Annotated in this window: 25 protein-coding genes; 8 read left to right on the top strand and 17 right to left on the bottom strand. The window is 35.8% G+C overall.

Going from position 1 to position 23550, the window contains the following annotated elements:
- Window positions 1-8: 8 nt before the first annotated feature.
- From atpH to MR062_RS06905, 10 genes are all read right to left on the bottom strand, one after another.
- Window positions 9-545: an ATP synthase F1 subunit delta gene (gene atpH, locus MR062_RS06950; protein WP_242203369.1), complete on the bottom strand. Its 537-nt coding sequence runs from the start codon at window positions 543-545 to the stop codon at window positions 9-11.
- Window positions 546-678: 133 nt separating this feature from the next.
- Window positions 679-1179 carry a F0F1 ATP synthase subunit B gene (locus tag MR062_RS06945; RefSeq protein ID WP_242203368.1) on the bottom strand — a complete coding sequence of 167 codons (501 nt, stop codon included), beginning with the start codon at window positions 1177-1179 and terminating at the stop codon, window positions 679-681.
- Between the two features lie 79 nt (window positions 1180-1258).
- Window positions 1259-1453, bottom strand: a complete 195-nt coding sequence (gene atpE, locus MR062_RS06940; protein ID WP_104735064.1) for an ATP synthase F0 subunit C — start codon at window positions 1451-1453, stop codon at window positions 1259-1261.
- A gap of 32 nt (window positions 1454-1485) precedes the next feature.
- Window positions 1486-2571 (bottom strand): F0F1 ATP synthase subunit A, encoded by a 1086-nt coding sequence (gene atpB / locus MR062_RS06935; RefSeq protein WP_242203367.1) that lies wholly within the window; start codon window positions 2569-2571, stop codon window positions 1486-1488.
- 193 nt (window positions 2572-2764) lie between these two features.
- On the bottom strand, window positions 2765-3154 hold the full coding sequence (locus MR062_RS06930; RefSeq protein WP_242203366.1) for a DUF6168 family protein: 390 nt from the start codon (window positions 3152-3154) through the stop codon (window positions 2765-2767).
- Window positions 3154-3396, bottom strand: a complete 243-nt coding sequence (locus MR062_RS06925) for an AtpZ/AtpI family protein (protein ID WP_242203365.1) — start codon at window positions 3394-3396, stop codon at window positions 3154-3156. Before MR062_RS06925 ends, MR062_RS06930 begins: the two co-directional genes overlap by 1 nt.
- Window positions 3347-3778: a bactofilin family protein gene (locus MR062_RS06920; protein WP_242203364.1), complete on the bottom strand. Its 432-nt coding sequence runs from the start codon at window positions 3776-3778 to the stop codon at window positions 3347-3349. Before MR062_RS06920 ends, MR062_RS06925 begins: the two co-directional genes overlap by 50 nt.
- Before the next feature lie 10 nt (window positions 3779-3788).
- The gene (porW, locus tag MR062_RS06915) at window positions 3789-6359 is read right to left on the bottom strand and encodes a type IX secretion system periplasmic lipoprotein PorW/SprE (protein WP_242203363.1); all 2571 of its coding nucleotides are present in this window, start codon (window positions 6357-6359) and stop codon (window positions 3789-3791) included.
- A 117-nt stretch (window positions 6360-6476) separates the two neighbouring features.
- Window positions 6477-7172, bottom strand: coding sequence for an ABC transporter ATP-binding protein (locus MR062_RS06910; protein WP_242203362.1), 696 nt, complete (start codon window positions 7170-7172; stop codon window positions 6477-6479).
- Window positions 7173-7184: 12 nt separating this feature from the next.
- The gene (locus tag MR062_RS06905; protein WP_242203361.1) at window positions 7185-8663 is read right to left on the bottom strand and encodes a DUF5687 family protein; all 1479 of its coding nucleotides are present in this window, start codon (window positions 8661-8663) and stop codon (window positions 7185-7187) included.
- Window positions 8664-8867: 204 nt separating this feature from the next.
- Between MR062_RS06905 and MR062_RS06900 the strand changes: the two genes are divergently transcribed.
- The 3 genes from MR062_RS06900 (at window position 8868) to MR062_RS06890 (ending at window position 10663) form a co-directional block, all read left to right on the top strand.
- Window positions 8868-9092 carry a hypothetical protein gene (locus tag MR062_RS06900; RefSeq protein ID WP_242203360.1) on the top strand — a complete coding sequence of 75 codons (225 nt, stop codon included), beginning with the start codon at window positions 8868-8870 and terminating at the stop codon, window positions 9090-9092.
- Window positions 9093-9094: 2 nt separating this feature from the next.
- Window positions 9095-9376 carry a type II toxin-antitoxin system RelE/ParE family toxin gene (locus MR062_RS06895; protein ID WP_242203359.1) on the top strand — a complete coding sequence of 94 codons (282 nt, stop codon included), beginning with the start codon at window positions 9095-9097 and terminating at the stop codon, window positions 9374-9376.
- A 228-nt stretch (window positions 9377-9604) separates the two neighbouring features.
- Entirely contained in the window at window positions 9605-10663 is a 1059-nt protein-coding gene (locus tag MR062_RS06890; RefSeq protein WP_242203358.1) for a ferredoxin--NADP reductase, read from the top strand.
- Window positions 10664-10770: 107 nt separating this feature from the next.
- On the opposite strand, the gene MR062_RS06885 is transcribed toward MR062_RS06890, so the two are convergent.
- Together MR062_RS06885 and MR062_RS06880 are read right to left on the bottom strand one after the other, a co-directional pair.
- Window positions 10771-11811, bottom strand: coding sequence for a glycosyltransferase family 9 protein (locus MR062_RS06885; protein WP_317235786.1), 1041 nt, complete (start codon window positions 11809-11811; stop codon window positions 10771-10773).
- 166 nt (window positions 11812-11977) lie between these two features.
- Complete coding sequence (locus MR062_RS06880; RefSeq protein ID WP_242203357.1) at window positions 11978-12583, bottom strand: DUF4254 domain-containing protein; 606 nt, start codon at window positions 12581-12583, stop codon at window positions 11978-11980.
- A gap of 529 nt (window positions 12584-13112) precedes the next feature.
- Here MR062_RS06880 and upp point away from each other — a divergent pair.
- Window positions 13113-13772 carry a uracil phosphoribosyltransferase gene (gene upp / locus MR062_RS06875; protein WP_242203356.1) on the top strand — a complete coding sequence of 220 codons (660 nt, stop codon included), beginning with the start codon at window positions 13113-13115 and terminating at the stop codon, window positions 13770-13772.
- Here the strand turns inward: upp and MR062_RS06870 are convergent.
- Window positions 13761-14684 (bottom strand): DUF6427 family protein, encoded by a 924-nt coding sequence (locus tag MR062_RS06870; protein WP_242203355.1) that lies wholly within the window; start codon window positions 14682-14684, stop codon window positions 13761-13763. The genes upp and MR062_RS06870 overlap by 12 nt on opposite strands.
- Window positions 14685-14753: 69 nt before the next feature.
- On the opposite strand from MR062_RS06870, the gene MR062_RS06865 reads away from it, so the two are divergent.
- On the top strand, window positions 14754-14981 hold the full coding sequence (locus MR062_RS06865; protein ID WP_242203354.1) for a DUF6341 family protein: 228 nt from the start codon (window positions 14754-14756) through the stop codon (window positions 14979-14981).
- Here the strand turns inward: MR062_RS06865 and purD are convergent.
- Window positions 14976-16247 carry a phosphoribosylamine--glycine ligase gene (purD, locus tag MR062_RS06860; RefSeq protein ID WP_242203353.1) on the bottom strand — a complete coding sequence of 424 codons (1272 nt, stop codon included), beginning with the start codon at window positions 16245-16247 and terminating at the stop codon, window positions 14976-14978. The two genes, MR062_RS06865 and purD, sit on opposite strands and share 6 nt — an antisense overlap.
- 155 nt (window positions 16248-16402) lie before the next feature.
- On the opposite strand from purD, the gene MR062_RS06855 reads away from it, so the two are divergent.
- From MR062_RS06855 to MR062_RS06845, 3 genes are read left to right on the top strand one after another with little or no spacing between them, the layout of a single operon-like run.
- Complete coding sequence (locus MR062_RS06855; protein ID WP_242203352.1) at window positions 16403-17722, top strand: phenylacetate--CoA ligase family protein; 1320 nt, start codon at window positions 16403-16405, stop codon at window positions 17720-17722.
- Complete coding sequence (gene wecB / locus MR062_RS06850; protein WP_242203351.1) at window positions 17719-18810, top strand: non-hydrolyzing UDP-N-acetylglucosamine 2-epimerase; 1092 nt, start codon at window positions 17719-17721, stop codon at window positions 18808-18810. The genes MR062_RS06855 and wecB overlap by 4 nt, the downstream gene beginning before the upstream one ends.
- Before the next feature lie 2 nt (window positions 18811-18812).
- On the top strand, window positions 18813-19979 hold the full coding sequence (locus MR062_RS06845; protein WP_242203350.1) for a glycosyltransferase family 4 protein: 1167 nt from the start codon (window positions 18813-18815) through the stop codon (window positions 19977-19979).
- On the opposite strand, the gene MR062_RS06840 is transcribed toward MR062_RS06845, so the two are convergent.
- The 3 genes from MR062_RS06840 to MR062_RS06830 are packed head-to-tail and all read right to left on the bottom strand — an operon-like array spanning window position 19976 to window position 23481.
- Window positions 19976-21325 carry an undecaprenyl-phosphate glucose phosphotransferase gene (locus MR062_RS06840; protein WP_242203349.1) on the bottom strand — a complete coding sequence of 450 codons (1350 nt, stop codon included), beginning with the start codon at window positions 21323-21325 and terminating at the stop codon, window positions 19976-19978. The genes MR062_RS06845 and MR062_RS06840 overlap by 4 nt on opposite strands.
- A 1-nt stretch (window position 21326) precedes the next feature.
- Entirely contained in the window at window positions 21327-22313 is a 987-nt protein-coding gene (locus tag MR062_RS06835) for a UDP-glucuronic acid decarboxylase family protein (RefSeq protein ID WP_242203348.1), read from the bottom strand.
- A 10-nt stretch (window positions 22314-22323) separates the two neighbouring features.
- Window positions 22324-23481, bottom strand: a complete 1158-nt coding sequence (locus MR062_RS06830; RefSeq protein ID WP_242203347.1) for an ATP-binding protein — start codon at window positions 23479-23481, stop codon at window positions 22324-22326.
- Between the last annotated feature and the right edge of the window lie 69 nt (window positions 23482-23550).

Raw genomic sequence — 23550 nt, 5'->3', positions numbered from 1 at the left:
ACCATTTATTAATTTAATGTAAATTCTCTTTTTAATTTGTTTAGCTTGTTAGAGACACTAGCATCATACTGCTGGTCTCCAATTCTTAAAATGAAACCACCTAAAATGCTTTCATCTACTATATTTTCTAGCTCTACCGCTTTATTTGTTAACTCCTTGATTTTTGCCAATACTTTTAGCTCTAAATCACTAGTCATGGGAAAGGCTGTTGTTACTTGAGCTACTTCCTTACCTGTTAACTGGTCATATAATACGCTGTACTTTTTAGCAACATCATTTAAGATATCGATTCTTTTGTTCGAAATTAACACGTCGAACAATCCAGTTGTAACGGCATTAAGTTTTGGAAAAACTGCTAACAGTGCAGCCTTTTTCGTTTCAGACTTAGTAACCGCATTATTCAATAAGTCGCTAAGTTCTACACTTTGGTCAATGGTATTAGCAATCAACTTCATATCCTCGTTTACAACATCGGCGTTCTTTTGCTCTGTTGCCAATGCTAAAACTGCTTTTGCGTAACGTATTGCTGCTCTGCTTCCTGCCATATTTATGTCCCGCTAAGCGGGGTGTCTTTTAATTATACTTTTCTTTATAATGTCACTTCGAATGGGCTTCGATACTTCAATTGCACTCAGCACAGGTAAGCTCTGCCTATCACCTCAGTGACCAAAATAATTTTTAATTCAGCGTTGCTTCACCCAACATAGACTCTACCAATTTTACTTGTTTGTCTTTGTTAGATAATTCTTCGCGAACTACTTTTTCTGCTATTTCTATAGATAGATTGGCTACTTGCGCTTTTAAATCGGCTATAGCAGCTTTCTTTTCTGTTTCGATAGAAGCCTGGGCTTGGGCGATTAACTTAGCTGATGCTTCTTTAGCTTCATCTTTAGCATCCTCAATCATTTTATTTTTCATCTCCCTAGCTTCTTTTAACATGGCTTCACGCTCTGTTCTAGCTTCTTTTAACAACTTTTCATTATCAGCTTGAAGATTTTCCATCTCCAACTTCGCTTTTTCAGCAGCATCCAATGCATCTTTTATACCTTCTTCTCTATCGTTAACTGAATCTAATATTGGTTTCCAAGCAAATTTCTTTAACAATAATACTAAAGCAATAAATAATAGTGCTTGCCAAACAAATAACCCTAACGAAAAGTCTTCAAATAATTTTTCCATAATAATTATATTCTAAAATGCTTCTGTTTAATTAAAAAGAACAGCTATAACCAACCGTTATAGCTGTTGCTTAGCTTTTTTAGTTTACTGCAAATAATGCAGCAAATCCAATACCTTCAATTAACGCTGCTGCAATAAGCATAGCCGTTTGAATTTTTCCTGTAGCTTCAGGTTGACGAGCGATTGCCTCCATAGCAGAACCACCGATTCTACCAATACCAATACCTGCTCCAATTACTACTAAACCTGCACCTACGATAGCTGGAATTTCCATAAAATATATAATTAAAAATTAAACATTCAATATTAATGATGGTCGTGTTCTTCAACTGCCATCCCAAAATACAATGCCGACAGCACTGTAAAAATATACGCCTGTAACGCTGCTACTAACAACTCTAATATAGACAGCACAAATGCCAATACTAACGACAATGGTGTTCCTATAAAGTTTTTGGCTAAAAATCCTAATCCAATAATACTCATTAGCACGACGTGTCCTGCTGTGATATTCGCATACAAACGAATCATTAATGCAAAAGGCTTAATAAACGTTCCCAATAATTCTATTGGTGCTAAAATAATTTTCATAGGCACTGGCACCCCAGGCATCCAGAAAATATGTTTCCAATAGTCTTTATTACCAGAAAACGTAGTTATAACGTAAGTAATAAGTGCCAAACATAGCGTAACTGCTATATTATTGGTAACATTCATCCCTATAGGCACTAAACCAAACAAGTTAACTATCCACACAAAGAAAAACACGGTTAACAAATAACTCATGTACTTCTTATATTTTTTCTCTCCAATGTTTGGTATCGCTATTTCATCACGAACATACAGTACAATAGGCTCCAAGAAACGCCCCATACCTTTTGGCATACCATTGTTCTTTTTATAGGACTTGGCCATTTTGCTAAACATAAAGAACATGATAGCAAAAACCATAATAATTAAAGCGACGTTTTTGGTAATAGAAAAATCCAAAGGCTTTTCGTTTACAGCATGATGGTGTTCATCTTCAACAATTTCACCATTTGGCCCATCAACCTTATAGATTTTTGAATGATGTAATTTGTAATAACTTCCACCAACCTCGGCAACTTCTTCTCCATGGTGGAACTTCGAAGACGAAAACACTTTTAACCCATTGTCCCACAAGATCACTGGCAATGGAAAACCAAAATGTTTTTCCACACCCTCTTCTGTTGTCCAAGAGAACAAATTAAAATCATAAGAGTCTTTTAAGTGGTGAGCTATAAACGCATCAACTTCAGATTTCTTATCGGTTTTGGCTTCACCGTGACCATGTTGTTCTTTTCCGTAAGAAACAAAGGTTAGTAAAAGTAGTAATAGGGTTATTGGCTTTAAAGCTATTTTTCTTCGCATATCACTTTATATAATAGTGGCTTAAAAATCGCTGCAAAGGTAGTTTTTTATCTCAAAAACAAAAACAATTTTTTCTTTTATTTCGTATTGTTAAATCTATTGGGATTTTCAATAAAAAACACAGCTTAATGAGAGTCGACTTTTGAAGTTATAAATCTAATTATCAACATAATTAAAATCTATACACCAACTATTACTCATCTATTTTATTAAGCCATTTGCCTAGGCTTAAGGTTTCTAAAATTAACCCCACTACATAAGGCACAAAAAACGAAGCAAATTCCAACTTAGTAATTACATTATCTTGCTTGTAAAAAGGATAGAACACGATAAAGAAGACTGCAAATTTCAACACACTTCCTGCCAGAAACAGAAAGCCAAGTTGACTTTTGTATTTATCCCTAAGCATATACAACAAACCAAAAACACCAATCACCAATAGAAGGTTTACGGTGTAAGATAGTATAATTTTGTTTTCAAATAATGGAAAGCCTAAAAAGTGTAATAGGGCTAAATGTATTCCAAAGACGATCGTTAAAAGGCCTGTTGCTTTTATAACAAAGCCATAAAAAGGATGCTGCATCAATTATTGTTAATTCTGTTAATTTGCTTAAGAACGGCATAAAGCGATATGCCTACGCCAAGAAGCGTCATTATAATTATAAATAGTTTGTCACCATTATTATATTTGGTGTCCAGCCATTTACCCAAAAGCACAAATAGGTATATGGTAACCCCCATTTGAATGGCTATGCCCGAAAGCTGGGCGGCATTTTTAAGCTGTTTTTTCGGACCCTGATCCTTGTTGTTTTTGTTGCTGGCCATTATTCATTTCTTTTACTGCTCCCTTCATCATACAGGTTACGTTAAATGTAGCTCCTGGCTCTACAGCTAATTTACCCACAACTACCTCACCTTGTATATGTGCAGCGGCTTTTAGGGTTAAGGTTCCTGTTAGTGCCAGTTTACCATCAAACTTACCTTCAAAATACGCATCTGTACCTTGTAGTGTTCCTTTAATATAACCTTTTTTACCAACAACCACCTTGCCTGTGGTTTTTAAATTACCTTCTACTGCACCGTCAATTCTTAAGTCGCCTTCACTATTTAAATCTCCAACTATTTTGGTGCCTTGGGCAATAATATTTTGACTTGATGTTCCTTCTACCATGTTTTTGTTTTTGTCTTTTTTATTATCAGTGAACATAATATGTAACTTAATTATTATTTAAACTTAAATACGCTTCCAAGTTCTTATGGATTTGAACTATTTGATAATTCGCCGATGAGATTGCAAAATAGGATTTGTTTATTTTACGCTTATTTTCTTCGGTTAATAATTGATCAAATGTTTGCGCTATTTGTCTGTTGTTAAATCCATGAACTACTACAAAAGCCAATTTGGGATCATAAACATCTACAGACGATTTTAAATCGTAATACTTCATATTCTTTAGTATCGTATCCAACTCTTGTTTGAACCCTAACATGCTTTCGTTTTCTGTTTTATCAAACCTAAAAACAACTTTATAGTGGTTTGGAATACTATCGGTAGCCTCAACAAAATCGCTATTGGATAATTGTGGCAATACTTTCGACTGAATTTCCTGTGCTTTAATGCCTTCGGAAGTATTAGCATACGTGACCGCTACAAAATTAATGGCTTCGCCATAAGGCTTATAACCATACAAACGCCCTGTTGCTGTAGCCTTTAACAGTTCAAACTTAGAAACTATAGCGTCGCCATCAAAGGCTTTGATGTATTCTTCACTCTTGTCTATTACGGTTTCATACTCTTGATTTAAATGCTGCGCATAAAGTGCTTCATATACACTTTCTGGGCTATTTTCATCGGCCAAACTAGCCAATTCTGGATTGGTTAAAATAGTTGCATAACGCGATTCTGGATAGTTTGTAACAATATCGTTCTTGGCTATTTCTGCCTCTCCTGTTTGTCCCAACAGTTCATAAATTTTATACAAATTATATTTTGAAGGCAACACCAAGCGTTCTTCTGGATTACTGTTCAACAAATTTTGAAATTTACTCTTTGCCAATTGGTACTCCTTAAACTTCTCCTTGTAGATCAAACCCAACTGATAATAGGCGTAATTGCGTTCTTTCCATATACTGTCTATTTCTTTTTCTTTGGAAGGAATTTTAGAAATATAAAATTGCGGATCGTAGCGCTCCTCTTCGGTTGCTGTAGCCAACAAGTTACCGCCTGATACAACTCCCGAACTATTAGAACCTACTTTACTGGACCAACGCCAATTATCTTCGAGTGTTCTATTACCCCAAATTTTAACAAACTCATTTTTGCCATAAGCTAATGTTGAAGCATTATAGAAATAAAAAGTGCTTGTTTGTCCTGGTAACCTACCAGAACTTGGGTTGGTGCTTTGACCCGGAAGCTTATTGTTCACCGTAATCACACCACTTTTATTACGCTCGGTAGCTTCGCGAAGCTCTTTTTCTTTTTTTGCCTTTTGCTCTAAACTATCGGTAAAAGCTTCAAAATATGCCAATCGGTCTGCTTCGGGTAGGTTTATTAAACGCAGCAGACTATCATTTGTTTGTGCAACTGCTTCGTAATAAATGACATCATCTAAATTATCACGCTTCTTTTTAATAACCCGGTATGGTTTCGAATCTTCAACCAAATTGGCCATCGTACTATCGTAATACTGTCCCGCATCACTATACAAAGACACATCAAAATTCATATCACCAAGAATTCGATAATTTCTGGCTTTTAAAAACTTGTCTGGAGAATTGGTTCGCAACGATTTATTATAATACACTTTGGCTAACGAATCTGAACCATTAATAGCATGGTACGCTGCTATTTGATGATAAATTTTATCTAAATAAGGCCTGTTCTCGCGGTTTTCTTCAAGCTCAGTAAGCAATTCCCTTAATGCCACTTTATCGCCATTTGCATAATCGAAATTCTTAATTTTTTCGATATAGGCACTAATCATATAGATTCTTGGTGTTTTTCTGTTGAGCTCAATCACCTTATCGAAAGCTATATTGGCACTGTCCTTATAACCTAATTTATTATAAAGTTGTCCTTGAATAAAACGATAGCGCCCACGTTCATCATTGCTTTTGGTTGCCGCTGAAGCGATTTCCAATTGCACAATGGCGGTATCTATTATTTTTTCATTTAAATAGGCTTGGGCCAACGTAGAAGTAGCATCGGCTAAATCTTGGCCTTCAACATGTTCTTGTCTTAGTAATCGCTTTAGGTTTTTTATTGCCAATTCGTTGTTTTCCAAACGCATATTGGTTTTCTCGCGCCATATTTTGGCCTGATTGATCTTGTCGCTTGCGGGATATTTGTATAGAATATAATTGAAGGCTTCAATGGCTGGCACGAAACGCTGATCGAAATAACGGGCTTTTCCCAAAAGCAGGTAGGCTTGATCCATTTGCGGGTTTTTTTCCCTGCCATCAATATTCATACTGTGCTTTTGGATGGTCTTTACCGCTTTTTCTTCGGCCCTAGAAAAATTTTCGCTTTTAGATTGCCCAGGAAGCATGACCTCATCCAGCACCTCCATGCGCTCTATTGGTAGAATTTCCCAATAATTGTCTTGATAGCTTTCGTTAAGGTTAATACGTCCTTCTTCTAAAGCTAAATAACCATTATAAAGCGGGTTGAACTCTGCCGTAACGGCATGGTAGTTTCTACTCACAAAATTATCCTTCTTTCTCGAACAGCTTGCCAGTAAAACAATGGAAATAACTATTGCCAGTATGCCCTTGGAAAATGCTTTCAATACCTTGATTGTTTAGTATTATAATAACTGTAATCGCTTACATATATTATGCAAGTAGGTAAAAATAAGCATCTTTTTTGATTAACCTAAAAAATAGAATGACTTTTGGATTAACTGCTATCCCGCAAAATGGGCTTCCAACTCCTTTAAGGTTGCTGCATTAGTTGCCAAATCTTTTATAATTTCACCTTTATCCAAAACCACGATACGCTCGCATACATCAGTAACATGCATTAAATCGTGGCTGGAAATCAACACCGTTACTCCTCCTTTTTCGGCAAGATTTTTAATAATGGCTTTAAGGCGTATTTGGGTAGTAGGATCTAAATTGGCAAAAGGTTCATCTAAAACAACAACTTCCGGATTTCCTATGAGAGCCGCCACAATACCTACTTTTTTTTGATTACCCTTACTTAAATCGCGCAAATATTTTTTCTGTTTCAAGATTTCACCATGGAAAAAATCTTCAAACTGACCAGTTAATTTATCGACATCGGCTTTGTTTTGCCCACGTAACTCGCCTATGAAATAGAAATACTCTTCTGGAGTTAAATACCCAATTAAAAAGCTTTCATCAATAAAAGCTGAAGTATATGGTTTCCATGCTTCACTTTTATCGACTTGTATGCTATTTGAAGTAATATGCCCTGTTGTTGGTTTAATTAAATCCAGCAATAAACTAAAATACGTGGTTTTACCAGCCCCGTTATTGCCTACCAAACCAAAACTTTGACCTTTGGGAATATCAAGATTTTCAATATGCAAAACCTGATTGCCTTTATATGCCTTTGATAAATTTGATGTTGTTATCATAATCCTGTACGTTTAGCTTTCTTGATTGAAAGCATTAATCATTTTATATTTTGATGTGAGGTATTTTTGGGTGATGGCTTTCATTAACTTTTCATGGAAAACAATCCCTACAATTCCAAAAACAGTTAAAACCAAGCAGGCAAGTTCAAACTCCACTAAAAAATAGAGCAGTGCAAAAAGCCCCATAGGCACCAATAATAATGGAATCCCTATTAACCATTGTACGGCTCCTGTCCCTTGATAGTTAAATGCCGCCTTCTGATTTAAATCTATCTTTTTCCTATTAAAAGACCCTCCTAACAGAATCACATGGGTATTAACTCCAATATTATAAATGGCCGCCACAAAATGGGCCAACAAGATTTTCCACCCAAAGTAGACATATGGAATTCCCAACACAAAAAGGATAACCACACTAAGTGCCATTAAAGTGAATTTAGATTTTAAATATTGCTCGTATTTAATGTTTTGACTCATAAGTAATTTGTAATAGCCGCTGTCCCAAGCCGGAATAAATTGCCCGAAATTGATTAAAAAAATACCCGTTGAAAACACGCCTACAAACACAAAAAGCCAAGGCATATTTTGATAAGCAGGTTGTGGATAAAAAAACAACCCATACAATAACCCTATGAGCACAATCCAAACCGATGATTTGGTACGTTTATTACGCCAAATCAATTTTAAATCCAATTGCAAGAATGGCGCAATATCTCCAAAACTCTTCGTCCATTCCATGCTCGAGGCCTTTACCTCCTTTACTTTGGTTTTTAAACCACTGTCCAGATACAGGACTTGCTTTAACATCTTAAAATTGTACAGGTACAGTGCCAGCAACAACAAAACAGGAACGACCAAGAATACTGGATTTGCTATAATAGCCATAACTCCTTTTGAAAGGCCGGCTGCAATGTTTATGATCTGAAAATGGTTTAATGCAAAAAGCGCGCCCACAAAAAGGATAATGGGCAAAAAAGAAAGTTCTGTTTTAGCCGATGCATTTTCGATGATAAAATTCAGGAAACTATTTATTAGTGTAATGAGCACAATAATTAGCATCCATATCAATACGGTTGTTACTTCGTGATGCTTTGTCATTAATTTAATTCCAAACGGGACAATAGCGAACAGGGGTAAAAAATTAATGAACGACAATATCGATTTTCCTAAAACGTAATTCACAATTTCACTTCGCTTTACTGGCAAGGCCAATAAGGGCTTTACTTGCATTACAGGTAGTTTTTGAAAGAAAAACCGAAGAAGCAGGTCGGCTATAATCCAATAAAACAACAGGCCATTAAACGCTACCAACGGATCCAGGTCTGGATAGACTTCTTTGAGGATTTTGTCCATAAAAAATCCCATTGCAAAGAACATGACCATAAAATACATGGCCAAAAAGCCCATGAGTATTTTAATAGCGACACTCTTCCCAAAGCTTGCCGAGCGTATAAAGGATTTCCATTCTAATACTATGAAGTGTTTAAACATATTCTTGGGAGCATTTGTTCATTAGTAATACAATCTCTCTATTTGTTACAACCAAATTTAAAATATCCTAAAGGACTTCACTATTTATCTTCTATAAAAAACTGAGTTTTATTTACATGGTTTTAGCTTATCAACAGTATAACATTTGTATAACATATTGTTATTTTGTAATTTTGTATGTAATGCCCATTTAAATTAATAACTATGAAAATACAGACTGCATTTAGGCTTGAAAAGGATTTGTTAGAAATCCTTAAAGAAAAAGCTTCCTCCCAAAAGAGAAGCCTCAATAATTATGTTGAGTACATCTTGTTTAAAAGTGTTGGAGATATTCCAAATGCGGATACAATAGAGGCCATTAATGAGGCCCATGACAACAAAAATTTAAAGCCTATTAAAGATTTAGATTCGTTTCTTGAAAGTCTGTGAACATGTATGAATTAATACCAACAACAAGGTTTAAAAAGGATTTAAAAAAGATCAAGACAAAAGGAACAGATTTTAATTTGACACGTGAAGTTTTGCAAAAGTTGCAAGCTAATGGCGTAAAAGAAATTCCCGCAAGTATGAGACCCCATAAATTAAAGGGAAAGTATAGTGATAATTGGGAATGCCATATTAAACCTGACTTGTTGATTATTTGGTTTCAAATTGAAGAGGGCATGACAATTAAACTCATAAGGATAGGAACCCATTCAGAGCTATTTAAATAGTAAAAAAAGACATAATGAGTAATATACCAAGATGATTAGTGATGAGAAATTGTGTTTCTAAAAAGTATAACATTTAACTTCTTTTCGGTAACCAAACTTCAACCTAAGTTTATCATGAGCATGGCCGAAGGACACAGTAATCTCTTCGTTAGTCCATGTAATTTTTTCATTTGATCTTTTTGAATATTCTAATAAAAAAATTCATGTACTTTTGTCAAAAATTATCAAATGTCATCATTTCACAAACTTTCTGTAAAGGCCATAAAAAGAGAAACCGATAAAGCCGTAAGCATTGCTTTTAATGTTCCCGAAAACTTAAAAGATATTTTTGCTTTTAAAGCAGGACAATACATTACCCTTAAAACGGAAATCGAAGGCAAAGAGGTACGCCGTGATTATTCGTTATGTGTTTCCCCAAAAAGTGGCGATTTAAAAGTGGCCGTAAAAGAAGTTACAGATGGCACCTTTTCTGCTTATGCGAACAAGCAATTAAAAGTTGGAGATACTCTAGAAGTAGCACCTCCTAAGGGGCGGTTCACTTTTCAGCCTAACGATTCTAAAACCAAAAACATTGCAGCCTTTGCCGCCGGTAGTGGTATTACACCTGTATTGAGCATTATAAAATGTGCTTTGGAAGAGGAGGTGTACAGTAAAGTCATTTTGGTGTATGGCAATAAAACTACCGAAGATACCATGTTCTTAAATGAGCTTTTGGATCTTCAGCATCAATACAAAGACCGTTTTTCCATTCAGTTTGTGTTTAGCCAAGAAGATAGCGACGATTCCATTTTTGGCCGTATTGAAAAAAGCACGGTCAATTATGTCATGAAAAACAAACATAAACATGTTGAGGTGGATGCTTATTACCTATGCGGTCCCGAAGCCATGATACATACGGTTAAAGATGTACTTACCGAACATGATATTGATGAAAACCGCATTCATTTTGAACTGTTTAAAGCCGCCAAAGTTGATGAAGTAGAAGATACTACTGCAGCGCCTTCTGGCAAAACCAAAATCACGGTTATTGTTGATGATGAAGAAACCACGTTTGAAATGTCTGCCAAACAAACCATACTGGAAGCGGCCCTTGATGAAGATCTAGACGCTCCTTACTCTTGCCAAGGTGGTATTTGTAGTAGTTGTTTGGCACGTATTAAAGACGGTGAAGCTACCATGCGACAAAACAATATTTTAACCGATAGTGAAGTTGCTGAAGGTTTAATTTTAACTTGTCAAGCACACCCTACTACACCAACTGTGGTGGTGGATTATGATGATGTGTAGACCCTTTTTGCGGAAAAGAAACTCTTTTTTACATCCCTAACCTTTGTTTAGTGGATTCCTGCCTTCCCTTCGACAAGCTCAGGGTAACACGCAGGAATGACAAAATTCTAAATGACGGACTTGATTTTTTCCACAACAGTTTCAGGTGAAATACTTCCTGCTGCATTTTCATAGCCTTCAGGGTATTTGTTACCATATACTGAAGTTGGGATTTTTGGGTATTTATCTCTATCGGAAAGCAAAGCATAATCTGAAGGTTGGTTAAAGGGTGCAAAACCGGCATACGGATGTGTGACACCCCAAATAGTTATCACTTTCACGCCCAACATGGCTGCCATGTGGGCATTGCCAGAATCCATGGACAGCATAATTTCTACATTTGAAATGACATCCATCTCCTCTTCTAAGGACAGTTTACCCGCAATATTAACAACCCCTGTATTGGCAGATGCAATTGCATTTAATATAGCTGTCTCTTCATCTCCCCCGCCAAACAAAACAACCTTATACTCCTTTGAAAGCGATTCTATAACTGCTTTCATTAGATTTAAGGGGTATTGCTTCCCTTTATGGGCCGCAAATGGCGCAATACCAATCATGGTTTTAGAATCTTTTCCAACAACAGCTTCTATATTTTCGTTTAAATCTGCTTTTTTTGGAAATGATGGGTTGGATAAGTCTAACGGATATCCTAAAGTTGCAAAAACATTGGCATAGCGCTGGCGGGTAGTTGTTAGCTGTTTAAAAAGCCGCCCTTTTGTTAATGCTCTTTTGTCTTTCCGTCCTTTATCGATGGAAACAAAGCGCTTACATCTTATAAACTGTTTTAAGATTTTACTTCTTAACACATTGTGCAAATCGGCTATCGCATAAAACCGGTTTTCTTTATTAAGTTGCCGTGCCAATTTGTAAAGTCCGAAAACACCTTTATGCTCTCCTTTTAGATCTGCTGGAAAAACCGTTACATTATTGATATCCCGAAAAAAAGGCGTGAAAAAAGTACGGGTTAGCACCGTAATCTTAAGTTCTGGATATTGTTCGGTCAATGCTCGCAACACGGGAATGGTCATAGCCACATCACCCATGGCAGATAGGCGGATTACCAAAATGTGTTTGGGCTTAATTTGCATAACCTTTCCGTCTTTCAATTTTGAAACGCCTGCACTTCTAGCGAATTTGTACTTCGGCTTTACCCATCAGGACTATTGAGAAATTTTTTTCACTATAGGTTCTCGATACATGCCGACAGTAAACGTCGGCACACTCGAACTGACATACCGCGTTTTAATTCAAAATGGGCACACGACGTATTAATTATTTCTGCGAACGCAATACAGGGTTAAGCTCGTCGTCGTTGTACATCTTCATTTGTTTGTATACTTTCATATACTTATCCCCATTTTCAATATCATTTAAAAGGGTATCAATAGCGGTTGATAAATCCACACGTTGTTCCAACAACACATCTAATTTTTTCTGGCAAGCTGCTCTATGCTCTGAAGAGGCATCCTCACGAGTAGCTTCTTCATTCATATGATAAATTTTCAATGCCAAAATAGATAATCGGTCTATCCCCCAAGCTGGACTTTCTGTATTAATGGTCGCATTGGCCTTAGCTGAAATATCTTTATATTTTTCTAAAAAATAGCTATCTATATACTCTACCATATCTGTCCTGTCCTGATTGGAAGCATCTATTTGGCGCTTTAATTTTAAAGCCGCAACAGGGTCTATTTGTGGATCGCGGATAATATCTTCGTAATGCCATTGTACCGTGTCAATCCAACATTTTCTATACAACAAATGCTCTATTAAATCGCTTTTGGGATAGGCATTTTCAAAGGGTTGGTCTACAGTGTTAATCACGTGGTATTTTTCAATAACGTCTTGAAATATTTTATTCGCTTTATTGGTAAACATGGTGTATTTTATTTTGTTGAACAAAAGTACATGATTTTTTTCATGTGTTAATATTTATTTTTTATTTAATGGTCATCCTTCGACAAGCTCAGGACATCGCATGTAACACCCAAATCATCATCCCTATTGTATGTCTAAAATTTAGGCATAGGTGTTTCATTTGAAAGTTGTCAAAACCAAATAAAAAAAATTATTTGGGCTGGTAAAGCGGTTCCTAAAGTGAAACTAAATTTTGTGATTTTTAGACACAACATTTAGCTTTTTACTGAAGAAATATACTTTATATTTAACCGTTGTGCATTTTGATAAAATTCTGTCAGTTCGAGTGAATTTTACGATTGAAATGAGTAAAATTTTTATCGAGAACCTACCGGCAGGCAGGCAAGAATTTTAGTCTTTAAAATAGTTCTCGATACGTCCTGCCTTTGGCGGACACTCGAACTGACATTCTAAGAATTAGTTTGACCCAAAATGCACAACGGGTATTTAAATTTAGTTAATTTTAATCATCATAAACCTTTTGTGTCCTATGCATATCCACAACCTCTCCGAGCAAAATTCTATTCTAAACACCTTTATTTCTGAAATTAGACATACGGGAATCCAAACCGACCGTATGCGTTTTAGGAAAAACATTGAGCGTATTGGCGAAATTTTAGGGTACGAAATGAGCAAGACCCTAAATTACAAGACAACGCCCGTTAAAACGCCTTTGGGAACATCGGATATTCTTTTGCCCCAAAACGACATCGTGTTATGCTCTGTATTAAGGGCTGGCGTACCGCTACACAATGGGTTATTGAACTATTTTGATATGGCCGACAATGCTTTTATTTCTGCTTACAGGCAACATAAAAAGCATCCTGAAAGTTTTGATATAGTGGTTGAATATTTAGCTTGTCCTTCAATAGAAGGTAAAACACTTATCCTAGCCGACCCCATGTTGGCCACGGGGCAATCTTTACAAGCTACTTTTGAAGCTCTTAAACCTTTTGGTGCGCCCAAAGACATTCATTTGGTTTGTGTAATAGGATCACAAACTGGTGTTGATTTTATTGGCAAACACTTCCCTAATGATACGCATTTATGGATTGCAACAATTGATGAAACATTAAATAACAAAGGCTATATCGTTCCTGGTTTAGGCGATGCAGGCGATTTAGCGTTTGGCAAAAAACTACAACATTAAAGCAACCAATGGCAATAAAACAAACAAGAACAAAAAGACTTCCCTAAGCCATTTTTTCTTAATGATTTCAATATAATTTGTAATGATAATGGCTAGCGGAGCGAACAGAAACAAAAATTCACTGCCATTTTTTATTGGCGCTAAGACTATTGCTGCCAAAGCTATTAAAAAGGCTACTAAAATAAGTGTAAATGAAGGTCTATGGGCTTTCTTTTTTTGCTTCATCTGTTTTATATAAAATAAGGATGACCATAATCCAAACAACAACAGCACACTTACTACAACAATAAAAACAGGTGTGTTATAACTAGTATAATCGTAGTTTATTTGTGGCAAACTTTTAAAAGCCCCAAAATAATCACCAAAATAAATTATGGAGAAACAAACCGTAAAAACAAACACGGTCAATACGCCTATAAAAGGAATAATCCAGTGATTCAATTTATTATCGGTATATAGTAGCAATGCTATAATAATGAGCAAGAAAAACAAGATAGCCCAAAAGTAAAATAATGCAGCAATGGCAATCCAAAATGCGGCATCGAATAACTTTTTACTCAAGCTTATTTGCGACCGAATGCTTAAAATACGCCTTAATCCGAGTAAAACAAAAAAATTGGCACATAGTATGTTTGTATGCTGTGTGGTTTCCAATAAAGACAGAAGAAACAGGCTGTATAATAATATTTCGTAATTGTTATTTCTTGTCAGTCCGTTTTTACTAACAATAAAATTAAGGAGCAAGATGGTGCTATAACAAACAAAAAATAAACCGAATTGCTTTATAACTAAAGTTAGGGTTACCAATGTTGCCCCAACTTTAATATTAGCTATTAAAAATGCCAAGGCAGTAATAAAAAATACCAGTATGAAATTAATTGGTTTAGATTTACTAAAAATGCTTGTAATCATTAACTGTTTTTGTATTTTTGCCTTGTAAATATACTAACTAATTGCGGTTAGAAAACAATAAATAAACTGATGAAAGATTTCTTTTACGCTATTGAAGATTTGTTTGTTAATGTTCTTTTTGCTCCTTATGATGCGTTAAGAGCATTAGAACTTGACAACTGGTTTGCAGCTAACACCATTTCTTGGTTGTTCCTAGCCATAGGATTTATTGCCATGTTATACTGGTTAAAGCAACTTAAATTATTTAATGACAACAACGAAGAAGACAAAACTGTTTCTTCGCATTCATTTTTATAAATCGAATCCAATATCTTTACGATAATACATCTTATCAAAATGTAGTTTTTCTATATTTTGGTAAGATTTTTTTATGGCCTCTTGATAAGTATCTCCGTAAGAAGTAATTGCCATAACACGCCCACCAGATGTTACTATTTTTCCATCTTCAAGCTGCGCTCCAGCATGAAAAGGAATGGAGTCCTCGACAGCTTCAAGCCCTGTTATTTCCTTGCCTTTTTCATAAGCTTCCGGATACCCTCCAGACACTAACATGATGGTTGTTGCTGCTCGCTCATCAATTTCAATATCAATGGTATTTAATGTACCATTGGCCATAGCCAAAAGAATGTCGACCAAATCGTTCTTTAAACGCGGGAAAACCACTTCGGTTTCAGGATCGCCCATACGCACGTTATATTCTATAACCTTAGGGTCGTCGCCTACTTTAATGAGACCGATAAACACAAATCCCACATAAGGTAAGTTATCTTTTCTAAAACCTTCTACAGTAGGCTTAACGATACGTTCTTCTATTTTATTTAAAAACTCCGGGGTCGCAAATGGTACTGGAGACACTGCACCCATACCTCCTGTGTTCAATCCTGTATCGCCTTCTCCTATACGCTTATAGTCTTTGGCTGTTGGTAGTATTTTATAGTTTTTGCCATCGGTTAACACAAAACAACTTAATTCAATACCATCCAAAAACTCTTCAATAACTACTTTGGTACTGGCTTCACCAAATTTGGCATCGACCAGCATTTGCTTTAATTCGGCTTTAGCTTCTTCTAAATCATTTAAAATCACCACACCTTTACCAGCGGCCAAACCATCTGCTTTTAATACATATGGAGGGGTTAAGGATTCCAAAAAGGCATAGCCCTGCTCTACAGTGTCTTTTGTAAAGCTCTCGTAAGCTGCTGTTGGAATGTTATGACGGTATAAAAACTGTTTGGCAAATTCCTTACTGCCTTCCAATTCGGCAGCTTCTTTTTGAGGGCCAATCACCTTTACGTGTTTAATAGCCTCGTCGTTTAAGAAATAATCATGAACACCATTAACCAAAGGGTCTTCTGGCCCCACCACAACCATATCGATAGCTTTGTCCAAAACAATTGCTTTAATCGACTCAAAATCGTTTACCCCAATATTTATATTGGTTGCTATTTTGGCCGTTCCAGAATTACCTGGAGCTACAAATAGGTTTTTACATTTTGGGCTTTGGGCTATTTTCCAAGCAAAGGTGTGTTCTCTTCCGCCAGATCCTAAAATTAAGATGTTCATTGTCTTGTGTTTTTCTTAGATTCCCATCTACATGGGAATGACAAGTTAAAGTTTTTCAATGCGATACATTAAAAGTTGTTTTTCCGAGTGCAAAAATAAAACTAATGCGACTAATACACGACTATTTTTTATTTACTTTACAAAAAATCTTCATTTTGAATTTGTTCAATCTTGCTTTAAAACTTAAAGGCTTTCCCATACGGGAAGCACAACGCACGCTAAAAAGCATTCAAAATATAAATGAAACTGAATTTAAAGCTTACGTTGAGTCCAAAAAGCATGATATTGTAGCCTTTCACCTAAAGCATAATCCTTTCTATCAATCCTTTGCCACAAGTGCTAATCCGTTAGATTGGAACAGCATCCCCATTATGACCAAATCGGATTTACAGCATCCTTTAGAAACCCTTTGGTCTGAAGGTTTTTCAAAACAAAATATCTACATCGATAAAACATCTGGGGCTTCGGGACAGCCTTTCCTATTTTCGAAAGACAAATTTTGCCATGCTTTAACTTGGGCAGTTATCCAAAATCGGTTTGGGTGGTATAATATCGATTTTAACCACTCTAAACAAGGACGCTTTTATGGTATCCCCTTAGACAAAAAAGGGTATTATATAGAAAAACTCAAGGATTTTATAAGCTGCAGAACCCGATTTAATGTTTTCGATTTAAGCGATGCGGGTTTTGAAAACTGGTTAAAGGTTTTTAAAACAAAGCCACTGGAATACCTAAACGGCTACACCAGCCCCATGGTACAGTTTGCTAAATATTTACAAGGTAAAAACATAGTTCTTAAAACGGTATGTCCATCTTTACAGGTTTGCATGACGACTTCCGAAATGCTTTTTGAAGATGACAGAACACTCTTGGAGCAACAATTTGGTATTCCTGTTGCTAATGAATATGGCGCCTCGGAACTCGATTTAATAGCTTTTGAAAACCCAAAAGGCCAATGGCAAGTCAATAGTGAGACTTTGTTTGTGGAAGTGCTTGACGAACACAATAATGTTTTACCACACGGTGAAGAAGGTCGATTGGTGATTACCTCGCTATACAACAAGGCCCAGCCTTTTATTCGTTACGATATTGGTGATATTGGTATGCTTTCAGAACATAGTACCCTAAAAACTCCCATTCTTAAAAAACTGATTGGAAGAACCAATGATATGGTTATTTTACCTAGTGGTAAAAAAGCAGCAGGATTAACCTTTTATTATGTCACCAAAAGCATTATTGAAAAGGACAGCAAGGTTAAAGCATTTGTTATTGAGCAATTAAAGCCAGATACTTTTAAGGTCATTTATGTAAGTTCTGAAGTGCTTTCAGAAGAAAACATAAAACACATCATTACCGAAATGGAAGTCTATCTGGAAAAAGGCCTTCAAATTACTTTTGAAAGACGGGATAAATTAGTTCGATCGAAAAGTGGTAAATTGAAGCAGTTTACATCCCTTTTAAACCAAAACACATGACCATTACTATAGTTGCCGGTGCCAGGCCAAACTTTGTGAAAATTGCGTCTATAATAGAAGCCATAGAAAATAAAAAAGCACAGGGTATCAGCATAAATTACAGACTTGTGCATACTGGACAGCACTACGATAAAAACTTAAGTGGCTCTTTTTTTCAAGAGTTAAATATTCCGCATCCAAATGTAAACTTAAACGTAAAAAGTGGCTCCCAAGCCGAGCAAACGGCAGCCATTATGATTGGTTTTGAAAAGGAACTACAACAAAACCCATGCGATTTAGTTATGGTGGTGGGCGATGTTACCTCTACTATGGCCTGTGCTATTGTGGCCAAAAAAGCCCATATAAAAGTAGCCCATGTTGAAGCGGGCATCCGATCTGGAGACCTAACCATGCCAGAAGAAATCAATCGTATTGTAACCGATAGCCTAACCGATTATTTTTTTACGACCTCAACTTATGCCAATGCCAATTTAAAACGTTTGGGGGTTTCGGAATCCAATATTTTTTATGTGGGGAATGTAATGATAGACACACTGCTTAAACATGAAAATCAATTAAAGAAACCTAGTCTATGGAATAATTTAAAGTTGAGCGAGAAAAACTATTTGGTCATGACGCTCCATAGACCCAATAATGTTGATGAAGAACAGCAGCTTAAGCAACTAATCACTCAAATGGTTAGCCACAGCAAAGGTCTCCCCATTATTTTTCCAGTACATCCAAGAACACAAAAACTGTTGCATAGGTTAAGTTTGAATTTTGAAAACCTTCATGTTGTAGCCCCCTTAGGGTATTTGGAATTTAATTATTTGGTTAAACACGCTTTGGGCGTTATTACTGATTCTGGTGGCATTACTGAAGAAACTACTGTTTTAAATGTGCCTTGCATAACACTAAGAGATACTACCGAACGCCCAGAAACCTGTGATTTGGGCACTAATATTTTAGTTGGTAATGATATTGAAAAAATTAAAAGCGCTTTTAAAACACTATTTGCAGGCACATGGAAACAAGGCACCGTTCCTAAATTGTGGGACGGTCATACAGCTGAAAGAATTGTTAATCATTTAACAACTATTTTTAAGTGATCATGAAGGAAGTCCTCATTATAACCAATTATTTTCCCCCGGAAATGGGTGCGGCTTCCAATCGTATCTTTCAATTGGCTGAAGGCTTACAAACACATCATTTTAAGGTTTCGGTAGTTACGCCCTTACCCAATTACCCTAACGGAAAAATTTTTGACAGCTATCGTGGTACTTTTAAGCATACCTCAACAGAGCAGCAAATTACCATTCATAGATTATGGCTCTTTGCCAGCAACTCCAAAAATAAGGTGCTACGTCTTATTGCTATGCTATCCTATAGCTTTAGCCTGATGTGGTTTTTGCTTTGGTACAAAATCCCCAAAACGGTCATTGTGCAATCCCCTCCGTTACTAGTGGCTTTCACTTCTGTTTTCTTTTTACGTTCGAAAAAAAGAAAACTCATTCTAAATGTAAGCGACTTATGGCCTTTAGCCGGTCTAGAACTTGGGGCTTTACAAAAAGGCTTAGGTTACTCCCTTTTAAAAAAAATGGAACGCTTTAATTATAAGCATGCCGACTTGATATTGGGACAAAGCCTTGAAATTTTAAACCACATCCTCTCTATTTATCCTGAAAAAGAGACGTTCTTATATCGTAATTATCCAAATTCTAAACCTCCCAAAATTATTGAAACTCAATCTACTTCAAAATTATTAAAATTGGTTTATGCTGGTTTATTGGGTGTAGCGCAAGGGATTTATAAATTATGCCAAGAATTGAACTATTCAACCCTTAGCTTTCATATTTATGGCTCTGGTGCTGAAAAGCATACTATCGAAGCATTTATTTCGAAACATCCTGAGTTGGATATCGTATATCATGGTGAAGTTTCAAGACCCGAATTGCACAAAGCATTAATGACATATGATATTGCCGTTATTCCATTGGTCGATAGAATCTATGGATCGGTGCCTTCAAAAATCTTTGAATACGCTCGTTTGGGCTTACCTATACTCTATTTTGGTGGTGGTGAAGGCGAACATATTGTAAAAGACAATAAGCTAGGCTGGGTTGCTAAAGCTGGAGATTACAATAACTTAAACCATGTGATTTCAACCATTGATCCCTCTGAACCTCGAAATAGCACCTTCAAAAATCAAATTCAACAAACAGCTCTAGAATCTTTTGATTACCATTTGCAATTAAACCAATTTGTCAAAATGATTTAATAGGCTTTTTCTTCGCCCTTTAACGCGTTGGTAAAGGTTTGAAAAATAATTTTTAAATCTAATAACAAGGACCAGTTCTCGATATAAAAGATATCATATTTCACCCTATTGATAATATCCTTTTCCCTTTCTATTTCTCCCCTAAAACCACTCACTTGAGCTAATCCTGTAATGCCCGGTTTTACAAAATGTCTTACCATAAACTTATCTACGCGTTGTGCATATAAATTAGTATGGCTAACCATATGCGGTCTTGGCCCCACCACACTCATATCTCCAAACAATACATTAAAAAACTGTGGTAATTCATCTATACTGGTTTTCCTAATAAAAGCCCCTACTTTTGTGATACGATGGTCCCCTTTAGTAGCTTGGTGTAGGTGGGCATCTTTATTAGGGGTCATCGACCTAAACTTATAACAATCGAACTCTTCGTAGTTAAATCCGTTTCTGGATTGTTTAAAAAACACAGGACCCTTAGATTCTAATTTTATAATAATAGCCAAAATTGGCGTTAACCATGATAGTACAAACACTATTATAAATACTGAAAACAGAATATCGAACAAACGTTTTACGAATTTATTAACCGGCTCCTGTAAAGGAATGGTTCGAATGGACAAAACCGGAATATAATCGTAATATTCATATTTCAATTTTTTAGAGAATATATCTTTATTATCGGGTATAAACTTTAATTCTCTAAGGTTATTATCGGCAAAATCAACCAAACTATTTATTTGCCTGTTGGATAACTCAGCAACCGAAAAATAGATTTCATCAATATCGTTTTCGATAATGTAATCAAAACATGTCCTTAAAGCATGGTTATCATTAATTTTAAATTGCTGTTTAAAATTATAACCATAATCCAATCGCGTTCTAATGGTCTTTATGAGTTGTCTGGTTTTTTCATTATCCCCAATAACAATAACATTTCTTGTATTCCCTTTTAATACTGCCCTATACTTTCTTAATAAAAAAAGCGTAAACAGTTTAAAAGCTAAAATTAACAAAAACACAAACAATAAATACTTTGCCAAAGCCAGCCTACTAATGTTTGGCTGCTTAAAAACACCTATATAAGCATATAATATTAGCCCAAAAAACAAAAACTGCCGAAAGAGCAACGGAACGACTTGAATAAACCTAGTATGTCTTTGCACCTCATAAAAATGGTTTTTTACCGCTATAACAATCCACAATAAGGCTATATAAACAATAAAGACACTCGTGGATATTAAATTAATTTCAAAAAGAAATATACACCCAATAATAATACTGAGGTCTATTAAACCAAATATAGGTTTTATGAAATTAGAATATCTGCTTCTTTTATAACTCAAATTATAACTTTATATGATTCTTAAAATTTTTATGCTCCGTTTTATACAGCTCCTCCTTAGGAAGACTTTTAAAATATTGATATGTTATTCGCAAGCCTTCTGCACGATCTATTTTAGGCTCCCAATGTAACAGTTTTTTTGCTAATGTTATATCGGGTTGCCGCTGCAAAGGATCGTCTTGAGGCAGCTCTTTGTATATAATTTTCTGTTGGGTTCCTGTTAACTTAATAATTTCTTCAGCAAACTCTTTAATTGTGATTTCGTGTGGATTACCAATATTGACTGGGTAAACATAATCGCTCAACAACAATCTATAAATACCCTCTATTTGATCATCCACATAGCAGAATGAGCGTGTTTGTGAGCCATCTCCAAAAACCGTTAAATCTTCTCCCCTTAAAGCTTGCCCTATAAAGGCAGGAATTACTCGACCATCATTAAGACGCATACGAGGCCCATAAGTATTGAAAATGCGAACAATACGTGTTTCTAACCCATGTACTCGATGATAGGCCATGGTAATGGACTCCTGAAACCGTTTTGCCTCATCGTAAACTCCACGAGGTCCTATGGTGTTGACATTGCCATAATAATCTTCCGATTGAGGGTGTACTAATGGGTCTCCATACACTTCGGAGGTTGAAGCAATAAGTATTCGGGCCTTTTTCGCCTTAGCCAAACCTAATAGGTTGTGGGTTCCTAATGAGCCTACTTTTAGGGTTTGAATGGGAATTTTTAAATAGTCGATAGGGCTCGCTGGTGAGGCAAAATGCAAAATATAATCTAAATCCCCTTCAACTGAAACGAATTCGGTAACATCGTGTTCAACAAACTCAAAATTGGGGTGCTCAGTTAAATGGGCTAAATTTTTTGGATCCCCAGTGATGAAGTTATCCATACCAATAACATGATAGCCTTCATTTATAAATCGGTCACATAAATGTGATCCTAAAAACCCTGCTGCTCCTGTTATTAAAACGCGTTTCAATAGACTTTATTTAGTTATTGATCTTTTCAGCTAACAAATTTAAAGGAATAACTTCAAAACCATTGCTTCTTTTTTGATAATCTTCTCCCCCATAAATGACTTTGCCTCCTGTGAACCCCGTTAAATTATTCCAATAGTTTAATCCCTTAAAATAGTTTTTTGTTATCGTTTTTCCGGATTTTATTTCAAGGGGCACTAATTTATCAAAATTATCTATTACAATGTCTATCTCATTTCCCCTGCTATTTCTCCAAAAATATAAATTGTTTGGCTTTCCTTTATTTAATCTTTCTTTTAAGAGTTCAACGATAACCATGTTTTCAAACAACATCCCTTTAAAAGGATGTAACTCTAATTGACTTGCCTCTTGGATTCCTAAAAAGGCACTTGCCAGACCAACATCGTAAAAATATAATTTGGGCATTCTTACAATACGCTTATTAAAATTGCTATGGTGCGGCCTTAATCTAAACACTATAAAACTAGCCTCTAATACACTTAACCAAGATTCAATGGTTTTACTATCAACACCAACTTCAACAGCCAGTGCATTTTTGTTTAATAATTGTCCTATTCTGCCTGCACACAACTTGATGAATCGCTCAAAGACCAATAAATTATCTATTCCCCGCAATTGCCTCACATCTCTTTCTATGTAAGTTCGTATATAATTTGAAAACCATTTTTGAATTTCAAAAGGTTTATCGTATAGTGGTGGGTAAAACCCCTTAAATAATTTTTCATGAATGGTTTTTGGCGCTATTTCTTTTATTTCTGATAGAGAAAAGGGCAATAAATTGAGGTAGCCAACCCGGCCTGCAAGACTCTGCGAAATTTTTTGTTGCAACAAAAAATTATTGGATCCCGTAAGTATAAACTGAGCTGTATCCCTTTTTTCATCTAATATTTGTTGTAAATAAGAAAACAGCTCTGGGGCACGTTGTACTTCATCCAATATAGCGCCATTTGGAAATTGGCCTAAAAACCCCTTTGGGTCTTCTAATGCAAAAGCTCTTATATCTGGGGTTTCCAAACTTTCATATGGTTTATCTGGAAATACACTTTTTACCAATGTGGTTTTTCCCGACTGCCTTGGCCCAACAACAGCTATGGCTTTATATTGTTGAGACAAATTTAGAAGTTCATTTTGTGCAATCCTTAAAATCATATGCAAATATATTAAAAATTGCACAATTTCGGAATTGAATTCCGAAATTGTGCATTCTTATATTCTAGT

It is taken from the genome of Aestuariivivens insulae (genome assembly GCF_022662195.1).
In the GTDB taxonomy this organism is placed as follows: domain Bacteria; phylum Bacteroidota; class Bacteroidia; order Flavobacteriales; family Flavobacteriaceae; genus Aestuariivivens; species Aestuariivivens insulae.
Note: the sequence above shows the minus strand (reverse complement) of the source record. Positions and strands in the feature narration are given on the sequence as shown.

Bases quoted from the DNA above. Each gene is read 5' to 3' on its own strand.
- MR062_RS06920 (WP_242203364.1), bottom strand. From the start codon at position 3,778: ATGTTCACTGATAATAAAAAAGACAAAAACAAAAACATGGTAGAAGGA.
- MR062_RS06900 (WP_242203360.1), top strand. From the start codon at position 8,868: ATGAAAATACAGACTGCATTTAGGCTTGAAAAGGATTTGTTAGAAATC.
- MR062_RS06845 (WP_242203350.1), top strand. From the start codon at position 18,813: ATGAAGGAAGTCCTCATTATAACCAATTATTTTCCCCCGGAAATGGGT.
- purD (WP_242203353.1), bottom strand. From the start codon at position 16,247: ATGAACATCTTAATTTTAGGATCTGGCGGAAGAGAACACACCTTTGCT.
- atpH (WP_242203369.1), bottom strand. From the start codon at position 545: ATGGCAGGAAGCAGAGCAGCAATACGTTACGCAAAAGCAGTTTTAGCA.
- upp (WP_242203356.1), top strand. From the start codon at position 13,113: ATGCATATCCACAACCTCTCCGAGCAAAATTCTATTCTAAACACCTTT.
- MR062_RS06870 (WP_242203355.1), bottom strand. From the start codon at position 14,684: ATGATTACAAGCATTTTTAGTAAATCTAAACCAATTAATTTCATACTG.
- MR062_RS06830 (WP_242203347.1), bottom strand. From the start codon at position 23,481: ATGATTTTAAGGATTGCACAAAATGAACTTCTAAATTTGTCTCAACAA.
- MR062_RS06905 (WP_242203361.1), bottom strand. From the start codon at position 8,663: ATGTTTAAACACTTCATAGTATTAGAATGGAAATCCTTTATACGCTCG.
- MR062_RS06925 (WP_242203365.1), bottom strand. From the start codon at position 3,396: ATGGCCAGCAACAAAAACAACAAGGATCAGGGTCCGAAAAAACAGCTT.
- MR062_RS06945 (WP_242203368.1), bottom strand. From the start codon at position 1,179: ATGGAAAAATTATTTGAAGACTTTTCGTTAGGGTTATTTGTTTGGCAA.
- wecB (WP_242203351.1), top strand. From the start codon at position 17,719: ATGACCATTACTATAGTTGCCGGTGCCAGGCCAAACTTTGTGAAAATT.
- atpE (WP_104735064.1), bottom strand. From the start codon at position 1,453: ATGGAAATTCCAGCTATCGTAGGTGCAGGTTTAGTAGTAATTGGAGCA.
- MR062_RS06895 (WP_242203359.1), top strand. From the start codon at position 9,095: ATGTATGAATTAATACCAACAACAAGGTTTAAAAAGGATTTAAAAAAG.
- atpB (WP_242203367.1), bottom strand. From the start codon at position 2,571: ATGCGAAGAAAAATAGCTTTAAAGCCAATAACCCTATTACTACTTTTA.
- MR062_RS06930 (WP_242203366.1), bottom strand. From the start codon at position 3,154: ATGCAGCATCCTTTTTATGGCTTTGTTATAAAAGCAACAGGCCTTTTA.
- MR062_RS06910 (WP_242203362.1), bottom strand. From the start codon at position 7,172: ATGATAACAACATCAAATTTATCAAAGGCATATAAAGGCAATCAGGTT.
- MR062_RS06890 (WP_242203358.1), top strand. From the start codon at position 9,605: ATGTCATCATTTCACAAACTTTCTGTAAAGGCCATAAAAAGAGAAACC.
- MR062_RS06880 (WP_242203357.1), bottom strand. From the start codon at position 12,583: ATGTTTACCAATAAAGCGAATAAAATATTTCAAGACGTTATTGAAAAA.
- MR062_RS06865 (WP_242203354.1), top strand. From the start codon at position 14,754: ATGAAAGATTTCTTTTACGCTATTGAAGATTTGTTTGTTAATGTTCTT.